This is a genomic window from Rhodospira trueperi, assembly GCF_900101965.1.
In the GTDB taxonomy this organism is placed as follows: domain Bacteria; phylum Pseudomonadota; class Alphaproteobacteria; order Rhodospirillales; family Rhodospirillaceae; genus Rhodospira; species Rhodospira trueperi.
Genome location: NZ_FNAP01000005.1, coordinates 216,352 through 236,961, shown reverse-complemented (window position 1 = coordinate 236,961; position 20,610 = coordinate 216,352). Strand labels below are relative to the sequence as shown.

General features: G+C 64.7%; 18 protein-coding genes and 1 tRNA gene. 14 read left to right on the top strand and 5 right to left on the bottom strand.

The genetic code is table 11. The features are described 5' to 3' along the window. The first annotated feature begins 23 nt into the window (after positions 1–23). The 9 genes from BLS85_RS08865 to BLS85_RS08825 all read left to right on the top strand — a co-directional run bounded on the left by BLS85_RS08865 (position 24) and on the right by BLS85_RS08825 (position 11,105). On the top strand, positions 24–1,460 hold the full coding sequence (locus tag BLS85_RS08865; RefSeq protein WP_143027141.1) for a GumC domain-containing protein: 1,437 nt from the start codon (positions 24–26) through the stop codon (positions 1,458–1,460). Positions 1,461–1,474: 14 nt separating this feature from the next. After that, the gene (locus tag BLS85_RS08860; RefSeq protein WP_176793528.1) at positions 1,475–2,521 is read left to right on the top strand and encodes a GNAT family N-acetyltransferase; all 1,047 of its coding nucleotides are present in this window, start codon (positions 1,475–1,477) and stop codon (positions 2,519–2,521) included. A 139-nt stretch (positions 2,522–2,660) separates the two neighbouring features. After that, entirely contained in the window at positions 2,661–4,052 is a 1,392-nt protein-coding gene (locus BLS85_RS08855; RefSeq protein WP_092785342.1) for an O-antigen ligase family protein, read from the top strand. Further along, positions 3,967–5,157 (top strand): glycosyltransferase, encoded by a 1,191-nt coding sequence (locus tag BLS85_RS08850; RefSeq protein ID WP_281242521.1) that lies wholly within the window; start codon positions 3,967–3,969, stop codon positions 5,155–5,157. The genes BLS85_RS08855 and BLS85_RS08850 overlap by 86 nt, the downstream gene beginning before the upstream one ends. Further along, positions 5,154–6,386 carry a glycosyltransferase gene (locus BLS85_RS08845; RefSeq protein ID WP_092785338.1) on the top strand — a complete coding sequence of 411 codons (1,233 nt, stop codon included), beginning with the start codon at positions 5,154–5,156 and terminating at the stop codon, positions 6,384–6,386. Before BLS85_RS08850 ends, BLS85_RS08845 begins: the two co-directional genes overlap by 4 nt. Next, the gene (locus tag BLS85_RS18690; protein ID WP_143027140.1) at positions 6,386–7,054 is read left to right on the top strand and encodes a GNAT family N-acetyltransferase; all 669 of its coding nucleotides are present in this window, start codon (positions 6,386–6,388) and stop codon (positions 7,052–7,054) included. The genes BLS85_RS08845 and BLS85_RS18690 overlap by 1 nt, the downstream gene beginning before the upstream one ends. Before the next feature lie 73 nt (positions 7,055–7,127). After that, the gene (locus BLS85_RS08835) at positions 7,128–9,128 is read left to right on the top strand and encodes a hypothetical protein (RefSeq protein ID WP_092785334.1); all 2,001 of its coding nucleotides are present in this window, start codon (positions 7,128–7,130) and stop codon (positions 9,126–9,128) included. A 1-nt stretch (position 9,129) separates the two neighbouring features. Then, entirely contained in the window at positions 9,130–10,467 is a 1,338-nt protein-coding gene (locus BLS85_RS08830; protein ID WP_176793524.1) for a lipid II flippase MurJ, read from the top strand. Next, complete coding sequence (locus BLS85_RS08825; RefSeq protein WP_092785330.1) at positions 10,458–11,105, top strand: cellulose synthase operon protein YhjQ/BcsQ; 648 nt, start codon at positions 10,458–10,460, stop codon at positions 11,103–11,105. The genes BLS85_RS08830 and BLS85_RS08825 overlap by 10 nt, the downstream gene beginning before the upstream one ends. A gap of 192 nt (positions 11,106–11,297) precedes the next feature. Here BLS85_RS08825 and BLS85_RS08820 read toward each other — a convergent pair. Further along, positions 11,298–11,371 (bottom strand) — tRNA-Gln (locus BLS85_RS08820). Positions 11,372–11,513: 142 nt separating this feature from the next. Here BLS85_RS08820 and BLS85_RS08815 point away from each other — a divergent pair. Then, entirely contained in the window at positions 11,514–12,131 is a 618-nt protein-coding gene (locus BLS85_RS08815) for a LysE family translocator (protein WP_092785328.1), read from the top strand. Positions 12,132–12,141: 10 nt separating this feature from the next. Here the strand turns inward: BLS85_RS08815 and BLS85_RS08810 are convergent, their stop codons facing one another. Then, complete coding sequence (locus BLS85_RS08810; protein ID WP_092785326.1) at positions 12,142–12,435, bottom strand: 4a-hydroxytetrahydrobiopterin dehydratase; 294 nt, start codon at positions 12,433–12,435, stop codon at positions 12,142–12,144. Between the two features lie 76 nt (positions 12,436–12,511). Between BLS85_RS08810 and BLS85_RS08805 the strand changes: the two genes are divergently transcribed. Together BLS85_RS08805 and BLS85_RS08800 are read left to right on the top strand one after the other, a co-directional pair. Then, positions 12,512–12,928: a metallopeptidase family protein gene (locus BLS85_RS08805; RefSeq protein ID WP_092785324.1), complete on the top strand. Its 417-nt coding sequence runs from the start codon at positions 12,512–12,514 to the stop codon at positions 12,926–12,928. Beyond that, on the top strand, positions 12,925–13,620 hold the full coding sequence (locus tag BLS85_RS08800) for a cyclase family protein (RefSeq protein WP_218128353.1): 696 nt from the start codon (positions 12,925–12,927) through the stop codon (positions 13,618–13,620). The genes BLS85_RS08805 and BLS85_RS08800 overlap by 4 nt, the downstream gene beginning before the upstream one ends. Positions 13,621–13,646: 26 nt before the next feature. On the opposite strand, the gene BLS85_RS08795 is transcribed toward BLS85_RS08800, so the two are convergent. Then, positions 13,647–14,879 (bottom strand): multidrug effflux MFS transporter, encoded by a 1,233-nt coding sequence (locus tag BLS85_RS08795; RefSeq protein WP_092785320.1) that lies wholly within the window; start codon positions 14,877–14,879, stop codon positions 13,647–13,649. Between the two features lie 233 nt (positions 14,880–15,112). Here BLS85_RS08795 and BLS85_RS08790 point away from each other — a divergent pair, with 233 nt between their 5' ends. After that, positions 15,113–15,781: a glutathione S-transferase family protein gene (locus tag BLS85_RS08790; protein ID WP_092785318.1), complete on the top strand. Its 669-nt coding sequence runs from the start codon at positions 15,113–15,115 to the stop codon at positions 15,779–15,781. 3 nt (positions 15,782–15,784) lie between these two features. Continuing rightward, the gene (locus BLS85_RS08785; protein ID WP_092785316.1) at positions 15,785–16,606 is read left to right on the top strand and encodes a uracil-DNA glycosylase; all 822 of its coding nucleotides are present in this window, start codon (positions 15,785–15,787) and stop codon (positions 16,604–16,606) included. 9 nt (positions 16,607–16,615) lie between these two features. On the opposite strand, the gene BLS85_RS08780 is transcribed toward BLS85_RS08785, so the two are convergent. Continuing rightward, a complete protein-coding gene (locus tag BLS85_RS08780) occupies positions 16,616–18,670 on the bottom strand; it encodes a sensor histidine kinase (RefSeq protein ID WP_218128351.1) in 2,055 nt (684 codons plus the stop codon). 227 nt (positions 18,671–18,897) lie between these two features. Continuing rightward, positions 18,898–20,094, bottom strand: a complete 1,197-nt coding sequence (locus BLS85_RS08775) for a PQQ-dependent sugar dehydrogenase (protein WP_092785312.1) — start codon at positions 20,092–20,094, stop codon at positions 18,898–18,900. Between the last annotated feature and the right edge of the window lie 516 nt (positions 20,095–20,610).

The window sequence follows — 20,610 nt, the reverse complement described above, 5'->3', positions numbered from 1 at the left end:
CCGAAATCCTAAGAACCGCTCTCATGGTTTTCTTTTACAAAAGAACCATGATTGTCAGTATGGTTTTGTTCAGCCTCGTGATCCTGGCGGTGCTGATGGCGGCGTCGCCACGCCTTTTCGTCGGCCATTTCCGAGTGCTGGTTCAGGCGCCGGACGTGGATACCTCGCGCATTCTGCCCGACACCGGCGTGTTCATGAACCAACCCTTCATGAACGCTGAATTCCTGGCCAATGAGATGGAAGTTTTGGTCAGCGATACGGTGCTGGACAATGTATTGACCGAACTGGAAGCCCGCCATCCTGATTTTTCCACCAACTTTGTCGATTACATGCCGGCCTGGGTGCGCGCATTCAAGGACCAAGCGGCTGCGATCACGGGCCAAATTAAGGACTTCATAACAGGTATATTCCCGTTTCCTGTTGGGACTCCGAAGGAAATCGACGAGCTAAATGTCTGGCGTGCCAAGATGCAGGGGCTACGGGGCTTAATTGTTGCCGCCCCACTGGAGGGAACTCACATCATTGAGGTCAAGGTTAGCTTTTTTGATCGGTCCAAACTTGTTGAAATCCAGCGCCTGCTGGTGGATGCTTATTTGAATGACCGGGCGAGGATCTTTGGGTCCGAAAACGCGGTGTCGGTCTACGCCGCCGACGCTGCAGCCCAACGCGCCACCTACGACGCCCTGATGGACGAGATCACCCGCTTCCGCCGCGCGCGGGACTTGGCCGACGTTGATACCCTGCGGTCTGAGTTCACCGCTGGCATCGAAGCCCACAGCGAAGCGATCCGGAACCTGGAGGGGGAACTGGAGGAGGCCAAGTTGCAGATGCGGAGCGCAACGACTGGCCCCAACATCCTGGCTATCGGTCAGGAAATCTCGCAGGCCAACCCCATCACGGCCATGCTGTCCGACGAGATTGTCGCCAAGGAAGCCGAGATCGCCCAGTTGCCGCCGGGCTCGCCGCGTCGGCGGAGCCTGGAAACCGTGCTTCAGTCGCTCTACGAGCGCTATCAGGATGCCAAGGTCGGGTATTTCACCGGGCGAATGGAGGCCCTGACAGAACGGATTGCCCTGCATCGCGAAGCAGCACAATCCCTGAAACAAGGGCTGATCGAGATGACCACCGATCAGCAGACCCTGGACACGATGGAACAGGACGCCGACCTAGTTCGCGAGTCCTATTTGGCGTTCTCTCGGAAGGCCCAGGAAATCCGTGTTCAAAACATCCTGCGTGAGCACTCCACGAACACCATCTCGGTGATCCGCGAACCGTTCACGGACGACGACCCGGTCTGGCCGCAACTCATCATCCTGTTGCCCCTGTTTGTCATCGTCTCCGGGTTCCTGGGGACCCTGTTGGCCTATGTCTCCTATTCCTTCGAGGACATTGTCCTTCAGCCCAGTGAACTGAAGCTCGTGGATGTCCCATGCCTTGGCTGCGTACCGAAATACTCGTGAGGGAGGAGGGGTCCATGGATGGACCCGATTGGCAGTTGGCTGGGCGGCCGGGCGTGGGCTTGACCGACGAGGCCGAGGCCGCCTTGGCTCGCGGTGTCGACAACGATCCCTTCATGTCGCTGCCTTGGCTGCGCCTTGACCGTGGTGATCGATTGGGCTGCCTGCGCAATGGCAAGACCTGGGTGCCGTTTGCCTCCCTGGCTCCCGGGTGGATGGTCCTGGGCGGTTACATCAATTCGGAGGTCAGTACGGTCGGCGTGGGACCGGGCTCCGAGCTTGCTGCGGCGATCGCGACGTTGCCGGCGGCCCTGACGAGGTTCGGCTTCCATGCCTTGTCCGTGGAACTGCCGAATTCAGAAGTGACCGCCCTAGGGTTGCGAGAGCGCTTCGGCGGTGAGGGCTGGACCGTCCAGACCATCCCGGGTCGGCGCAGCCCGGTGGTCGGGTTCCCGCCGTGCTCCGAGCGCGGACGCTTCGAGGACCATTTCCGGGCGCACCATGTTTCAGAGTTTCGCAAGCTGGCGGCTTCAGAGCGCAAGCTTGCCGCCCTCGGCGATGTCGAGCAGGTGCGTCACGCCGGGCCGTTTCCGGAGGCGCTGGTTGACGAATTGGCCGACGTGGAAAGCCGGAGCTGGAAACGGGACGTGGGATTGTTCAACAGCGCACGCCGCGAGCAAGCCATGGCCGCCATCCGCGCGGCGCAGGTGCATCTGGTCCTGACACGGATCGACGGCCGGCCGGTGGCGTGGGATCTGGACATCGTCAAGGGACGGCGATGCTTCAGTTACAACAAGTGCTTCGACGAGGCCGTGCGCAAGACCGGGGTCGGGAAGCTGCTCCACTTCCGAAACCTGGAAGTGGCCTGGAACGCCGGTTTCGCTGCAGTGAACCTGCTGGGAGACGCTGACGACGTCAAGCGCTACTTGGCGACCGGAAGTGTCGACCGGGAGCGCCTGATCGCCTTCGCTCCGACCCTGGCTGGGCGTGCCCACCGCGCTGCCTTCGGCGCCTACCAACATGTGAAAGCGTGGCGGGACCGCCGCGCCGGGAGGGACGCGTGACCGCACCCAACGCAGTCTACCGGTTGCCGTGGCTCATGACCCGTTTGGCGGTGACTGTGACTGCAGCGCCTGTTCTGCGTATGGGCACACTTGACGCTGATGCGCCCTCTGGCGAGGCAACGGTCGAAAGGCGGACCCCGTGAGTGCGTCGTTTGGACAGACGAGCCTTGTCCTCCTGACCGCCCTGCTGTTCTCGGTCACGGCGTTCGTGTCGGGATATGTGGACCCGACAGTGCCTTTGCTGCTGTTCGGCCTGCCGGCCGGGTTGATCGCCTTGTTGATCTGCCTTCGCTACCCGGATCATACACTCTTGCTCCTGGTGGCCCTCATTCCGCTGGATTTTTTCGCCCAGTTGCCGAATGCCGGACCAACGTTGTCGCTGTTCAAACTGCTATTTCCGATTGTCGCGACTGCCTACGTTATTCAGTTGGCATCCGGGAAGCTCACCCTACTGCCGCTCTCGACCGAAGAAAAATTTTTGGCTTTGTTTGTTGTATTCGCAATTATTATGGTGCCGTTTTCCGTGAACGTCCTAGGAAGCCTAGGAACGATTCGAAGACTGGTCAGCGTCGCACTTCTGTATTTTTTTATTACCCGATACGCGGAACTTTGGCCGCGGTTTAAGCTGCGTCTCGAATTGGCCGTCATCCTTCCGTCCGTCCTGTCGGTTATCCTTGGACTGTTTGGGTCGTCCACTGGCAGCAACATGTTCTCTTCGTTCACCGATGACAGCCTGACCCGGATCACGGGCGCCACCACGCAGTCGCCCAACGACTATGCGTTGATCCTGTTCCTGCCGGCCTTTCTGAGCGCGGCGCGGGTGATTCAGCCGTCTCAGCCGTTGGTTCGCCTGTTCTGGCTGGCCTGCACAGCCATCCTGCTGGGTGGGATTGTGATGACGTTCTCGCGCTCGGCGTTTCTCGCGCTGGCGGTGGGGATGGCCGCTCCCGTGCTCCTGCTGTGGCGTCACATCACGCCATTCCACGTCATTGGGCTTGTGGCCAGCCTCGTCTTTTTACCATTCGTGCTGCCGGCCGAGTACGTAGAAAGATTGGCATCTCTGGGCAACCTGTTTGGGGACGGGCAAAGAGCAACAGAACTTTCATTGCTTCGTCGCGCCAATTACATTGACGTTGGAATGCGAATATTTGAGAAATACCCTCTCCTTGGATCGGGACCGGGCACCTTCGCGTGGTTGCATGCCAAACCGGAGTTTCAATCGTTGCCCTTTCTTTACGGCGTCGAACGGATGCCGCACAACCTTTACTTACAGGTTCTGACCGAGAACGGCTTGGTCGGCACGGTTCTTTTTTTGACCGCCCTTGCCATGATCCTAGCGAAGTGTGCGCGGCCGGTTCTCCGACCAGCACCGCTCGTTGAGGTCGCCTTCTATGCTGCGGTTTTGGCGGCGCTCATTTCGACACTGGCTATGGGGCTTTTCGTGCATGTCCTCCTTAATAAGTCATTCTGGCTGGTTCTCGCTTTTGCCCGGATTTCGGCGCGCGATTACCGGAGCCCCGAAACCGGGTAGCGCCGCCACGGAGCCGGCGCTCCCGGTCGTTCTGCACGTTATCCAACACCTCAACCCGGGCGGCGAGGAGCGACTGCTGGCAATGCTGATCCGGACCCTGAAGGCGCGCTCCGAAGAGCGTTACCAGCATGTTCTGGTGACGCTGATGGGCGGCGAGCTGTTGACGCCGATCCAGGCCGCCGGGGTTGACGTGGTCAGCTTGGCCAACCGGTCGAAGCTGGGTCGCGTGATCGCCCTGGCGGGTCTGGTTCGCCGGCTCCGGCCGGCCCTGATCCACGCAAGACTGAGTTCCGCCGGACTGTGGTCGCGCCTTGCGACCGCCTTGGCCGGTTACCGGGGTCCGTTCCTGCAGGCGCACGGTGGCGAGACGTACCGCGGGCACGGGCTGAAACGGCGCCTGATGGAGCGGTTCCGCGCCGGCGCGATCAGCCGACATGTCTGTGTCTCTCGTTCGGTGGCCGATCACCTGCTGGCACACGGGCATCGCCGCGACGACCTGGTCATCATCCCCAACGGGATCACCATGGCCGGCATTGAGGGGCGCGATGCTCGCCCCATGGCCGACCCGCCGCGCTTCGTGTGTGTCGGCCGGTTGTCGGAGGAAAAGGGACAGGATGTTCTCGTTGCCGCGATGGCGCATCTCCGCGACTCCGGGATCGCGGTCCGCCTCGATCTGGTGGGGGATGGCCCGCTGCGGCCCCAGGTGGAGGCCCTGATCTCGGACCATGGGCTCGGCGGGCAGATCGGCCTGCTGGGGATGCGCAACGATGTCGGGCGTCTGCTTGCGACCTACGACGGATTTATCCTTCCATCCCTAACCGAGGGCCTTTCCCTGGCCCTGCTGGAAGGGATGGCGGCCGGCCTCCCCGTGGTGGCCACGGCGGTCGGCGAAACGCCCCTCGTGGTCGGTGACGATGGCTGGCTGGTCCCGCCAAGAGACCCGGCGGCCCTGGCGGACGCCTTGGCGGCGGTGGTCGGCGCGCCGGACGCGGCGCTGGCGAAAGCGGCCGACGGGCAGGCTCGGGTCCGCCAGACGTTTACCATGGATGCCATGGCAGACCGCTATCTCAACCTGATCGACGGCACCCTGGAGGCTGCGACATGAAAATCGCCATGCTGATCGCGTCGTTGGGGGGCGGCGGAGCGGAACGGATCGTGCTTTCCCTGTCCGGTGGCCTCCAGGCTCTCGGCCATGACGTGACGGTCATCGCCTGCGACCAGGAGACCGTCATCGCCCCACCGGAAGGCGTGGCGGTGGAATACCTGTCGAGGGTTTCGGTGGCTGGCGCTACCTGGAAAAAGATTCTGGCCGGGCCTGTGGTCGCGGTTCGCTTGTGGCGGTTGGTGCGGCGGCACCGATACGACGTGGTGGTCGCCCATATGGAGCGCGCCAACGTCTACGTGGCCCTGGTTCCCATGTCTGCGGTCAAGGTCATGACGGTCCACAACTACCTGAGCGCCAGTCTGCCGAACAAGACGGCCGTGAAGCGTCTGGCCGCCACCCTGCTGTACCGCCACTTGGCACCGCGAACGGTTGGCCATGTGGTTTGTGTCTCCCAGGTCTCGGCCGACGACGTGGCCCAACGTTGCCCGCCGTTGCGCGACCGCTTGGCGGTGATCCCCAACTCGGTTGACGTGTCGAGCCTCGAAAATGCGTCCCGGGAACCCATACCGGAGGGTGCGGCGCATGCCTTCGTCGCCGGGAAGACGATCATCACCGTTGGCCGGTTGGTGCGGCAAAAGGGGCATTGGCACCTGATCCGGGCCTTTGCGGAGTCGGGCGTTCGAGAGGATGGGCGGCTGATCATCCTCGGCGACGGGCCCATGCGGGCCGAACTTGAACGCTACGCGGCCGATCTTGGCGTCGCTGATCAGGTGATGTTCGTGGGCTTCCAGGGCAATCCGTTTAGCTGGATCAGGCGGGCCGATCTGTTCGTGCTGCCGTCCCTGTACGAGGGCATGCCGATGGTCCTGCTTGAGGCGCTGGCTTGCGGGACACCGATCATATCCGCGGACTGTAAGTCCGGACCGCGTGAGATCCTGGCCCCGGGCAGCCGACTTGACTCCGTTGCCGAAGATATCGAGGTTGGCGAAAGTGCCGTCATGGTACCGCCTGTAGGCGAAACTTGGTCATCCCCCGACGGTCCGCCCCTTGCCGCCGAGCGCATGATGACGGCAGCCATCGACCGGATCCTAGAGGACGGAGCCCTAGCCGAACGCTTGATTTCGGCGGCCAGACGTCGGGCGGACTACTTCGACGGCGCCACCGGCGCGGGGCGGTGGGACGATTTTCTGTGCGCCGCCCTGGCGACATCCAAACGGAGAGGCCAGTAATGTCTAGGTTCCGTAAGAAAAGTCTGAGTGATTTTTTTGGGCGTGCCCTGGCCCAGTTCCGACACAAAGTGATTGGCAGCGAGGTTCTCGCTGAAGTCAGAGTGGACCTCTACTCAAAGACGTCACAGGGGCGATATGCTGGCGTAACCATAGAACAAATTACGGACTCGAACCTGAATCGCGTCACTTCTACCTATCCGGGAAAAACGACCTTTTGTCGCGAACGACTAAAACGTGATGGACTAGACGGGTGGCTGCTTTTGAACAATGATGAAGTCATCGGCTATATATGGATCGCTAGGAAGAGTTTTTTTGAAAACTATATGAACATGGAGGTCGAACTCAAAGACGACGAGATATATGGGTTCGATTTTCTTGTTTCGAAAGACCGGCGCAGCGGCTTCCTAGCCAACCATGCCGCCTGGGCTGTCATGCGCCACTACTACGAGGCCGGTTATAAAACGCTCTTTTCCTACATCAATGTCGAAAACAAGAAAGCAGTGGCCTTCCATTCCTATTTGGGCTCGCGCGACACGCTCGAAGGAGTCAAGATCATTCGGCTTTTTCGCAAGCCGGTCCTGACACGGAAGATCACGCGCAACACACCGGTCATCGCCCGTCCGCGACAGCGAAAACACCCGAACCAGACGGCCACTCAGGTGCCTTGACGTCAATGGGGACGCAAAGGGCCTCCGTTTAGCAGTCCGGGCCTGGATTGACCTTCTGACGGGAGGAGTCGACATGAAGCACTGTTCGATATTGTTCGCGCGCTTTTTGCGCGAGGGAAAGGCGCTCATGTCGCTTTTGGCGTTCTTCGCCGCACTCATCTCAGCGCCCTTCCCATCGGCTGGCGCCGAAACGACACTTGCCGGCCTGCGCGGTGGCAAGGTGCTTATCCTTGTCGAACCGGGCACCGTGGCCGATCTCACGGTGACCCTTGCTCCGGTTTACGGCTGGGCCGAGGCGGTGACCCTTTTTGGGCCGGACGCGCGCGTCCTCCAGAGGCTGGATACGTCACGAACCCTCAGCACGACGGAAACCATCAGGCTCAGTTCGCCGGGCCTTCATGTCCTGCACTTGAAGCGCAGCTACATGGCCGAGGTCAACGTGTCGGGCGCCAAGACCGCGTTTCAGCCACTCCTTTACCAGACGTCCCTGCGCCTGCCACACACCACGCGGACCTATTTCACCGTACCCAGCGGCACCGACGCCTTCACCGCCGCCTTCAACAACCGCGTTGGGTTGCGCGCGAGCGACGGCGTGGCCGAAATCCAGGGTCCGGACGGCTTTCGAGCGCGCATGGCCAGAGATGGCTGGTCGCACAGCGACCTGACGAACGGCGTCACGGTTGACCCGGAGATCGCGACCTATTTCACCCCCGACGAAGAACCTGACGAGTTCGTGCCAAGTACGCAGCGGGTGTCCGACCCGGCGCCGGGGGTTTGGTCGGTCGATTTGCTGGGAAACGATGTGGCGTTCTGGCTGGAAGGCGTGCCGAACCGCTTGGCGATCCGTCCCACCGACCTTTTCACCCTCGAAGACCCGGCACCGGTTGCGGTTCGGGCAACCATCGGAATGACGGCCCTACGCCCGCCCATTTTGGGCTCGGTGGGGCATTTGGGCCCGCCGGGCAACGCGCGAGAAAGACAAATCCTGGATCACGGCGTCAGCGCCGACAAGATATTCCTGCATCAGCGCGGCGATCCAGAGACGGATCGTTTCTCGCACCCAGAGAGGTTGGCTCCGCGCGCTGATGTGTTTTCCCTCGTTGTCATGCGGAGTGTGAGCGATACGCTGATGGGGTGGCCGTTGGCGGCTGCCTTTGAGGCGGCCGGGAAATGGGCCGGCACCGAGTTGGCGGCGGTGCACCGCGAAACGGGACGGCCTATGGACACCTTGGCCTTACAGGTTTTGAATGAGCCAAACCTAGGGTGGAATGGCGCACGTTACCGTGACCTAGACGACTATCTGGTCGCCCTGGACGCGTTCATCGATGGACTTGAGGCCACTGATATTGGCGAATCGGTGCCGCTTGCGGCGCCGGCGCTGGGATCCGTTAGTTCGGAAACTCTGATCGACTGGCCCTGGATTGAGGCCGTTCTCGATCACCAAGATGCCGCCATTGATGTGATCGTCTGGAACATGTACGAGATCTTCGAGTTGGAGGACACCAACCTTTACGCTGAGGGGCTCCACCGCACACGCGAGCTGATCCGAACGCACGACACGGACGGCCAGGAAGAGGAAATCATTATCGGAGCGACCAACCGCGTCGGTGGATTGTCCGACGCCGGGTTGTTCGACGGCCGCATCGCGGGGGTGTGGTGGTCCTCGGTGATCGCCAACGTGGCAAACACCGGCCTGGCGAAGGCGCTGTATTACTTCCAGACTCTTGACACCGGGCCGCTGCGGGATAAGGGACTGTTCCGGAGCGACTGGAGCGCCAAACCTCAGGCCATGGTGATGCAGGCCATGGGCACGGCCATGCGCGGTGCCACGCTGCGAGCGGTGCACACCGACCATCCGATGGTCGAGGGGGTATTCGCCGTGAACGGAGCGCAACGCACGCTGTTTCTCATCAACAAAGGCTGGTTGCCCGTGTCGGTGTCGCTGGACGGGATTGACCTAGCGGATGTGGCAGTATTGGACCCCGTGTTGAACTTGGCTGATCGAACCGACGCGCCCCTGTCCGGCCCCCCCTGGGTTCTGCCGCCGCAGAGCATCTACCAAGGGGCGCGTTGAGGTGTTCGCGCTGATCCGGAAGGGGCTCGTCATCGGCGGGCTGAAGGTGATCGAATCTTTGTCCGGCCTCGCCACCACCCTGCTGATCGCCATTCTGCTGGGGGCCGACGCCGGCACCGACGCCCTGTTCGCCGCCATGCTCCTCCCGGTTGGCGTGTGGCAGATCATGGTCTTTATCGTCGCTCAGGTGACCGTGCCCTATCTGGTGTCGGGTGATGAGAGCGAAGCCGCCCATCGCACGAGTTACCTGCGTTTCATGAGTTTCTGGTTGCTGCTGCTCGGCGGCTTGCTGGCCGGGCTGGCCGGGCTGACCCCCCACCTCCTGGTGGCGGTTTGCGCACCCGGCCTGTCCGCGACGACAGCCGAGGCCGCCGCCGGCCTGCTGGCGCAATTGGCGCCGATCTTCCCGTTGACTCTGTTCACCGGCCTGCTGACGGGTGTACTGTACGCTCGCCATAGGTTCTACGGCTTTGAGTTCGCCCAACTTCTATGGAAATTGGCGCCGTTGGGGGCCCTCGCGATCCCGGAATGGAGAACCGTCACAGCCATTGCCTGGGCGATGGTCATCGGTGCGGTCGCGCGGCTGCTGTTTGTCATTCTGCTCAATGACCGCGCCGTGTTCCCGTGTCTGCTCCGCCCAAGGCCATTCTACCCCGGCGGAATTCCGGCCCATCTCCGGCAACTCGTTCGGACACAGGGTGTGATGCACTCGCTGGAATGGGGCCAGCAGGTGCTGTTGAATGCCTTGGCATCGACGCTGCCGACCGGCGGCTTGACGCTGTTCAATGTTGCCGACCGGATGGCGCGTAGCGCGCCAGCCCTCCTCATACGAGGCATTGGAACCATCTTGCTACCCACTCTGTCGCGCCGGGTCCGCGACGACGGCGACGACGGCCGGGGTTTTCTGGTGAAGGCGCTGCCCGTCTTTGCGTCCCTGGGATTGCTGGTCGGCGTAGCCGTCTTCCTTTTGGCCCCTGTGCTCGCCGATCTCCTGGCCCTGGCCGGGCGGGTCACGGCGGAACAGACCGAGACCCTCACTCACTTGGGGCGGGCTTTCGCCGTCGGCCTGCCGTTTACGCTTCTGCTCATGGTGCTCCAATCGGGCTTTTTCCTGACCGGGCGGGATATGCCGCTGGCTGCGTCCAGCATTGCCCAGCTCGCCATCCTGGTCCTGGGGTACTTCGTCCTCGAAGACTTCAGCGCACCGGGACTGGCCTGGGTCTTCACCATTGCCGTTGGAATCAGGCTCGCGGTGCTGTTTGCCTTTTTCATACGGCAGTCCTCAGGCCGGAGGGCGCATCCGTCCGACCCAATTGAAGGGCAACCAACATGGCCGTAACGGAAGTCGTTGGAACTCTAACAAAAACCTATATCGATCAGGGCCACGGGGTGGTGGGGGTGGTTGCCTCACAACCACGTGAGGGAACAACAACGGTCACCCTCGCTCTGGCCCGGGCCTTCGTCGACTATCGCCCTGCGTCGCGGGTGCTCTTGGTCGACGCCAACCCCAGCAACCGTGATCTCACCCAGTCCGTGATGCGGGGCGAACGCCTGGGCCGAAAAGCGGCGAAAATGGCCGCGACCGAGAGGAACCTCGGAGAGCCGACCTACCTTCCTCTTCCGGATTCACCGCAGCAGTTCCTGCTCAGTTTCGGGCAGGGGGTCGGCGAATCCGGGGACCTTGGATTGTCCGGCGATGCCGTCAACCGGATCGACCACGTGCTGAAAGCCGCCCGTCACGAGTTCGACTTGGTGCTGGTCGATTTGCCGCCGGTGTTGCAGCATCGCGATGCTGTTCAGACTCTGGCGCCGCTGCTGGATACTCTTGTGATGGTCGTGCGGGCAGCCCAGACCCGCCGCCCGGTGATCGAGCAGGGCGCGGAAACCCTGAAGAGCCTGCCACGACCGCTGGCCGGGGTGATCCTCAACGACAGACCCTACCCGATTCCGAAATGGATCTATCGGCGCTTCTTCTGACGCCGTGTACCGCCCTGGGCTTGCCGAAGGCGGGGTGAGAGAGTCCTTGGCCGCCGTCTTCGGAAGACGAGTGCCACAGTTTCGTTTTCGTGGGTTTCGTGATCCCCTCGCCTGCTTGGATGGCGGATGTGGGGATCGAGGGATGTCCTTGGCGACGTGGGCCGGGACGCTGATTGACTGGCGCTGATTGACTGGCTGGGGCGCCAGGATTCGAACCTGGGATCGCGGGACCAAAACCCGCTGCCTTACCGCTTGGCTACGCCCCATCCGGTCATACCGCTGGCCAGCGACGTCCGAAGGCTGGCAAACTTGTCGAACGTCCGCTGCCGCGTCAAGGGCCAACCGTCGTACCGCCACGGAACGCCCGCGCAAGGCCCTGCAAGACATGCCGTCGTCAGGAACCGCGCCATGCTCTCCACGCTGTTGTCCGTCGCGCTGCTCTGGGGCCTTGCCGTCGTCACGCCCGGGCCCAACTTCGTGGTCGTGACCCACGCGGCGCTGACGGCCTCGCGTCGCGCGGCGGCCTGGAGCGTGTTGGGCATCGTGATCGGCACCGCGATCTGGGGCGGCGTCGGCGTGCTCGGCCTGGGCGTGATGTTCACCGCAGTGCCCTGGACCTATCTGGTCCTCAAGACCGTCGGAGGGGCGTACCTCATCTGGCTCGGCCTGCGCCTGCTGTGGGCGGCGCGCCCCCCGGCCGGCTCTGCGCCCAAGACGGCATCGGCCCCCGGACCGGCCCACCGCGCCGTCGCGCGCGGCTTCCTGACGGTGGTCACCAACCCCAAGAGCGCCCTCTTCGTGGCCAGCCTGATGGCCGCCGTCCTGCCCCCGGACCCGGGAATCGGGCTTGGGCTGGCCATCGTCGCCCTCATGGTCGGCCTGTCCGCCCTGTGGTATGGCGCGGTCGCCTGGACGCTGGGACACGACGGCCCCCGCCGCGCCTACCGGCGCGCCCAACGCGCAATCGAGACGCTGGCGGGCACCCTGTTCGTCTTGTTCGGGGTGCGCCTGCTGGCGGCACGCTGAGCCCCGCGCGTCACGACCCGGCGATGGCGTCCATGGCCTTGGCGAGCGCGATGTCCTTCTCGGTCACGCCGCCAGCGTCATGGGTCGACAGGGTGACCGCGACGGTCTTGTAGACGTTGGACCATTCGGGATGGTGGTCGGCCTTTTCGGCCACCAGGGCCGCCCGGGCCATGAACCCGAACGCCTCGTTGAAGTCGGCGAAGGTGAAGGTCCTGTGGATGGCGTCGCGGCCCTCCACGGGTGCCCAGCCGGACAGCCCGGCCAGGGCCTCGGCGCGCGCGGTGTTGTTCAGGGGTGCGGACATGTCTGCCTCCTTATGCTAGATCCGGGACGTTGGAGGTCTCCGGCACCCGATCAACCCCCTGCCGACACCCGGACCCATGAGCGACGCCCCCCGGTTCACCACGCCCCCCACCCTGACCGACCTGGAGGATCTGGCGCGCGAGGCGCTGGACAGCCTGCCCGCGCCGCTGCGCCAGGCAGTCGAGGGCGTTCCGATCCATATCGAGGACTTCCCGGACGAGGAAACCTGCGCCGAGATGGACCTGGAGAGCCCTTACGACCTGCTCGGGCTGTACCAGGGCGTCTCCCTGCCGGAGAAGAGCCTCGCCCAGGTGGTGCAGGACCATGACCGGGTGTTTCTGTACCGCTCCCCGATCCTCGATTACTGGTGCGAGACCAGCGAGGATCTCACCCACGTCATCCGCCATGTGCTGATCCACGAAATCGGGCATCATTTCGGCTTCTCGGACGAGGACATGGAAGCCATCGAGGCGACGGCGGACGAAGATACGTGAGGGCCAGCATGGGCGAGATCATCGACCTGACCCAGACCTTCGAGGACGGCATGCCGGGGTTCCGCATGAAAGCGCCGGACGGGACCGTGCGCGCTTTCACGGCGTCCGTCCGGCCGTTCCTGACCCACGCGGAATCGGCACCGAACTACGGCGGCAAGGCCTCGTTCGAGATCACGGAGGTCCGCTTCCAGACCTCCATCGGCACCTATCTGGACGCGCCCCGCCACCGCTATCCGGACGCCACCGACATCGCCGGCCTGCCGCTGTCCTCCCTGATCCTCGACGGGATCGTGATCGACGGCCGGGGGGCGACCCCCGATCGGCCGCTGAGCGTGGCGGACCTGCCGCCGGCCCCGGACCTGAAAAACAGGGCGGTCCTGATCCAGTTCGGCTGGGACCGCCACTGGGGCAAGGAGACCTACTTCTCCTATCCCTATGTGGACCGGGCCGCGCTGGCCTACCTGAAGGATGCGGGCACCCGCCTGTTCGGCGTCGATGCCCTGAACGCCGACAACCCGGCGGACCTCGAACGGCCCGCGCACACTTGGTTCCTCGGCGCCGGCATCCACATCGTGGAGAACCTGCGCGGGCTAGAGGCGCTGCGCGGCCGCCGATTCCGGTTCTACGCCATCCCCCTCAAGGTGCGCGACGCCGCGGCCTTCCCGGTTCGGGCGTTCGCCGAAGTCTCCTGACCGCCGGCCGGCGCGGGGTGTTCCGGTCAGGCGGCACGCGCGGGCGCGCGGCGCACAAGCGCAACAGACATCCCCAGCGCACAGACCCCCATCAGCGCCATGATGGTGGTCAGCGTACGGGTCGAGCCGTCGTGGAGCGCCCCGACCAGATAGCCCGCTGTCGCTCCGATGGTCATCTGGATGAACCCCAGCAGCGAACTGGCCGCGCCGGCGACATGCGGAAACGGACTCATGGCCCCGGCTGTTCCCAGCGGGATGATCCAGGCCGTGCCGAAGAAAAAGACGCTGATGAAGGGAACCAGCGCCGCCACCGACTGCACCCCGGCCCACGCCAGCACCGCCGCCGCGCCCCCGGCCACCATCGTCAGCACGCAACCGCCCATGATCAGGCGGTCCAAGCCGATCCGTCCGCTCAACCGTCCGCCGCTGAAGGCGCCCAGGATGTAACCGACGATCACCGCCATGAAGGCGAACCCGAACAGCGCCGGGGCCAAGCCCAGCACGTCGATGAGCACGAACGACGAGCCGCTGATGAACGAGAACAGGCCAGCGAACCCGAAGGCGACGACAAGGGTATATCCCAGAAACACCCGGCTGCGCAGCAACATGGCGAAGGTCACCAGAACGCGTCCGGGCTGCGTCGCGCCGGGGTCCTTGTGCCGGCTGGTCTCGCCCAGCAGTCGCCACGCCGCCGCCAAGACCCCGACCCCGAACAGCGCCAGCAGCACGAAGTTCGCCCGCCACCCGAACAGGGTGAACAGGCCGCCGCCGATGATCGGCGCGATGGCCGGGGCCAGGGCCATCGCCGAGGCCATGGCCGACAGCATGCGCGCCGACTCCTTGCGGTCGTAAATGTCGCGCACCACCGCGCGGCCGATCACCGGGCCGCAGCAGGCGCCCAGCGCCTGGAAAAACCGGGCCGCGATCAGACCGTCGATGCTCTCGGCCATCAGGCAGGCGAGCGAGGCCAGCACGTACACCGACACCCCGCCGATCAGTACCGGCCGACGCCCGAAGCGGTCGGCCAGGGGACCGTAGATCAGCATGCCGATGGCGAACCCGGCCATGAACATGGACAGGGTGAGCTGCGCACGGCTTACCGTGGTGCCGAAGGCCTCCACCATCGCCGGCAGCGACGGCAGATACAGGTCCGTGGAGACCGGCCCGAACGCCACCACTGCCGTCAACAGCACGGCAACGGAGCGGGAGCGGGGATCGGGAAATCCTGTGGTGCGGCCACCTCCGACGGGGTCGTTCATGGAACGGAAGCCCTGGTCTCGACTCATTCTGTCACCGTCCGAGACTTCCTCTGCCCGCCGCCCTGTCGATCCCGCTCGCTCCGCTTGACACCGTCGGATCACGAGCCGCAAACAGATGCTGGCACAGCGACATCAGATTCACCACCGGCGTTTCACGAAGCGCCGAACGGCGCGACCGCGTCCCCGCGACTTTCCCATGGCCTCGTGGGGCCTGTCTCCTTACACTCGGGCGCATGCGCACACTATATCATCATTGGCTGTATCCGGGGGCGCGGCTGGCCCGTCTGGTCCTGGGCGAGAAGGGGCTGGAGGCCGATCTCCGCGTCGTGACGCCGTGGATCCGCGACGACTCGTTCCTGGCTCTGAACCCGGCCGGCGAGGTGCCGGTCCTGGTGGAGGAGGACGGCGCCACCCTCGCCGGAACGCTCGCCGTGGCCGAATACCTGGACGAGGCGTATCCGGACCCGCCGCTGCTGGGCGCCGACCCGGTGGCGCGGGCCGAAGTGCGCCGACTGGTGGCTTGGTTCGACGGGCGCTTCGGTCAGGAGGTGACCGATCCACTTGCGGGGCAGAAACTGGCGCTGCGCCTGCTCGGCAATGGGACGCCGGACTCGCGGTCGCTGCGGGCGGGCCGCGCGAACATCCATATGCATCTCCAGTACATCGCCTGGCTGACGGAGGCCACCCGTTGGCTCGCCGGCAATCGTCTCACGCTCGCCGACCTGATCGCCGGCGCCCATCTCTCGCTGGTGGACTACGCTGGCGACGTGCCGTGGGACGAACACCCGGCGGCCAAGGAATGGTACATGCTGTTGAAGTGCCGCCCGTGCTTCCGGTCGCTGTTGGCCGATTCGGAACCCGGTCTGCGCCCGGTGCCGCACTACGCGGATCTGGATTTCTAGGCCATGACCGTGTTCGCCGAGGCCCTCGACGACATCGCCCTGTTGCGCTGGTACGATGGCGTTGGCGCGGACGAGTGCGTCGGGGAGACGCCCGTTGACCGCTTCGCCGCCGACGCCGCCCGTCAGGCGCGCCGGGCAGAACAGGCCCGACCCCGAGCGGCTCCCTCGCCCACGGCACGCGCCGCGCCGTCGCCACCGGCTCCCACAGCCGCGCCCCCTTCCGCCGCCACTGAGGGCGCGGCGGCGGCGGCCGCGCGGGCGCATTCGCTCGACCAACTGCGTCAGGTCCTGGAAGGGTTCGACGGCTGCCCCTTGAAGGTCACGGCGACCAACACCGTTTTCGGCGAGGGTGCCGCCGACGCTGCCTTGATGGTCGTCGGCGAGGCGCCGGGCGCCGACGAGGACCGACAGGGACGGCCGTTCTGCGGCGTGTCCGGACGGCTGCTCGACGACATGCTGGCCTCCATCGGCTTCGACCGTTCGACCGCCTACATCACCAACGTGGTTCCGTGGCGCCCCCCCGGCAACCGCAAGCCGACCCCGGCCGAGGTGGCCGTCTGCGTGCCGTTCATCGAACGCCATGTGGCGTTGATCGCCCCCAAGGTGCTGCTGTTGGTGGGTGGGCTGGCGGCCTCGACCCTGCTCGGCGCCACGGAGGGCATCACCCGGCTGCGCGGCCAATGGCGCGCCCATCAACCGGCCGGCGGCCAACACGAGATCGCCGCCATGCCGACCTTCCATCCCGCCTACCTTCTGAGGACCCCGGAAGCCAAGCGGCTGGCGTGGCGCGACCTGCTCGCGATCAAGGCACGGTTGGAAGCGTGATCCCGCCCGTCAATGCGTGTCGCCATCGTCCTGACGCGGCAGCGCGACGCGGAAGCAACTCCCCTCGCCCGGCGTGCTGTCAAAGGACAGTTCACCACCGTGGCACTCCGCGATGCGCTTGGCCAGCGCCAGACCGACGCCGGTCCCGGGATACTCATGAACGGTGTGCAGACGCCGAAAAATCTCGAAGATCCGCTGGGCATGTTCGGGCGCGATGCCAATACCGTTGTCGCGCACCTCAATGACATGATGCTCCGGCGTCTCGCGCGCCGAGACAGAGACCTCCGGCCTCCGCCCCGGGGTCCGGAACTTAACCGCGTTGCCGATCAGGTTTTGCATCAGCGAGACAAGCTGGACGAAGTCGCCCCGCACCATGGGCATTGGGCCGACGCTGACGTGCACCCCGGCGGCGGCGATCTGTTCGGCCAGATTGCTCCGAGCGGCAACCATCACGTCCGCCATGTCCACCTTGGTAAACGGCCGCTGCCGATTGGAAACCCGGGAGTAGTCGAGAAGGTCGAGAACCAGGGCCTGCATGCGCTTGGCGCCGTCCTCGATGAACGCCAGGAACGTGCGGCCGTCACCGTCGAGCCGGTCTCCGTAACGCTGCCCGAGAAGCTGCGAATAGGCCACCATGTTGCGGATCGGTTCCTGCAAATCGTGCGAGGCGATGTAGGCGAACCGTTCCAGTTCCGTGTTCGACCGCGTCAGGGCGTTCACGCTATCGCGCAACTGATCCTGGGCGGTCTTGACGTTTGTGATGTCCTGGGCGGTCCCGATCACCCGCACGATGTGTCCGTGATCGTCGTGGATCGCCTTGCCGAGCGTCCGCACCCAAATCATGGTCTCGTCCGGACGGATGACGCGAAACGTGCAGTCGAAGCCGATTCCGGCATCGCGAGACTGCAGCGCCAGCGCCCATGTCGCCTCCCAGTCCTCGGGATGCACCCGCTCCTGGAACACCTCCACCGGGACATGGGGTACGTCCACGGGAAACCCGAACAGACGCGCCTGCCAGCCGCGCAGTTGCACCTGTCCGCTCTTGGCGTCCCAGTCCCAGATGCCCAAACCGGCGGACTCGATCGCCAGATCCAGTTGCCGATTGCTCTCCTCAAGGGCCTCGCGCGCGGCGTACTCATCGCTGACATCCCGGAACACCATCACGACGCCCAGCAACTCACCGTCGGTATCCCGGATCGGCGCCGCGCTGTCGGCGATCTGACGATGCACGCCATCTCGCGAGATCAGCGTTGTATGGTTGGCGAGACCGACGGTGCGTCCCGCCGCCAACACCTTGGCGACGGGGGACTCAACGCGCGCACCGGTATGGCTGTTGACCAGCGTCATGATCTCGACAAGCGCCCGCCCGGAGGCGTCCGCCGGGCGCCAGCCTGTCAACATCGCGGCCTGAGGGTTCATCCTTGTGACCCGACCCGCCGTGTCGGTGGCCACGACCGCCTCACCGATGGATTCCTGCAGCACGTCGAGTTCGTGCTCGCGGTGGGCGATCTCCCGATAGCCGCGCAGAACCATCGCTCCGGCGGTGGCAATGACACCGACCATGACCGACTCGACCAGGCACGGCTGCGCGCTCCAGAACTCGACCATCCCAGCCCACAAGGGCGCGTCGCGCAGCCAGGCCAGCACCAGCCCGATCACCGGCATCATGAAGACCTGATAACAGGCCAGGATCAGGACCATGAAGCCGGCCCCATAGGCCAACAGCGAGCGCGGGCGTTCCAGAAGATGCCCGTGAACTAGCCTGATGGTCACCAAGATGGGCAGGACGTACACCAGATTGGCCAGAAAGGCCGTCAGGAGCGGGACCTTGTGCGGCCCGACCGATGCCAGCAGAAGGCCCAGCGCCAGCGCCAGCCACCAGCGCCGCAGCACCGCGAAGCCCAGATAGCCGAAGGCATACCGCACGTCGAAATAGACTTCGGTGTGGGGAATGTTGACGTTAATGTAGCTGGCGACGGTTCCCAAAACGGCGAGGATCACGAACAAAGCGGCATCGTTGCGCCACGACGGATCCCAATCGAAGCGTTCAACGCGGGGGGCCACTCCCAGGCGCGCCCCCTCCCGGCCCGTTCCGGCCGGCTCTTCAGCAGCATCCCCCATCGGACCCAACCCTGCCCGTCGCGATACCCTGCTTCGTCCGATCCTGCACGAAACCTGTGTCCACGCGGATCAAGCGACCTCCTGATCGCCAACACCGCTCTATTTTTTGGAGTATACGGAGCCGAACGCCGTTGGGCCAGACAATGATGTCCAACAGCCCGGACACACCTTCAGCGCGCGGGCATCAGGCGCGCGAGCCGGCCGTCCGCCGCGTCGGTCAGGATGTACAGGGCACCGTCCGGGCCGACCTCCAGCGCACGGATCCGCCCCAGGCTATGCTCCAGCAAGCGTTCCTCGCGGACCACCCGGTCGCCGTCCATTTCCAGCCGGGCGATGAGTTGAAATTTCAGCGCACCCACGAAGATATCCCCGCGCCAATTCGGAAAGGCATCGCCGTCATAGATCGCCATCCCGGACGGGGCGATGGAGGGATCCCAGTAATGCACGGGCTGTTCCATGCCCGGCTTGTGCGTGCCTTCGCCCATCGGCGTGCCGTTGTAGTTCATGCCGTAGGTGATGACCGGCCAGCCGTAGTTGACCCCCGCCCGGACGATGTTCAGTTCATCACCCCCGCGCGGGCCGTGTTCGTGGAACCAGACGGCGCCGGTCTCGGGATGAACGTCCATGCCCTGGCCGTTGCGTGTGCCGTAGGCGAAAACCTCGGGCCGGGCATCGTCCCGCCCCACGAACGGATTGTCGGCGGGGATCGTCCCGTCCGGGCGCAGCCGCAGCACCTTGCCGGCCAGATCCGTCAGGTCCTGGGCGCGCGGACGGTCGCCGCGCTCGCCCGTCGTGATGTAGAGCATGCCGTCGCCACCGATGGCCAGCCGTGACCCGAAATGGCGCCCGCCCCGTCCCGGCGGCAGGGCATCCACGATCACCGTGACGTCACGCAGGGCATGGGCCTCGCGGTCGAACACCGCGCGCACCACCCGGGTATGCGCCCGCCCCCAACCGTCCGGATGCGACAGCGAGAGATAGATCCAACCGGTCTGGTCGAAATCCGGGTGAACCAGAACATCCAGCAGGCCGCCCTGACCGGACGCCCAGACCTCCGGCACCCCGTTGATCGGGCGATCGTCGAGGTCACCGTCCCGCCACAGCCGCAGGGCCCCGCCCCGTTCCGTCACCAGGGCCGCGCCGTCCGGCAGGAAAGCCATGGCCCAGGGGTAGGACAGACGGTCGGTCAGCACCTCCAGCCGGAAGTCATGCTCTTGAGACTGGATCACACCTTGCGCGTCGGCCCGCACCGCCAACCCGAGCTGCGAGGCAGCAATCAGCGCGGCCAAACTGATGCCCCGCACCAAACCGGCACCGGTCCATCGGCGCGCGAGACCGCGGGCCTTCCGGCGATTCAGAGACGTCATAACAGCCCCCTTCCCTAAAACCGAGAGACTCCTCACGGTCTGATGTGGCAACGCCAGGCCCGCGCGCAAGCCGCTGGAAAGCCCGCGCTTTCGGCACCGACCCTTCCAAGGAACCAAGCAGGCCTCCGCCTTTCGCGCCGCCAATGTCAACAACGGATGACACTCCGATGCCCACCTGTTTTTTGCGTCGCAAAACGGTAACGTTGGCCGCATAACGTGATCGGTGCGGAAGGCCGCTTGGTCGGAGCGTCTGGAGATGCAATGACGCGGTGTTCTTACCGACATGGCCCCGATACTGGTCGGATCGGGTCGCGGCCGCGGTGGATGGCGGCCCCTGCTGATCGCTCGACATGTCGAGCGGTGTTCTCCCTATCCCTTACCTGGATTCACTTGTGTGGGACGTTCGGCCATGGTCGGACGTCCTTTTTTTCTGGCGCCGCCACCCGAGCGGCGGGTTGACCTGTCCGGCGTGGCGTTCGCATAGTGCCGGCCGCTCCGCCCGCGTTTCCGAAGTCT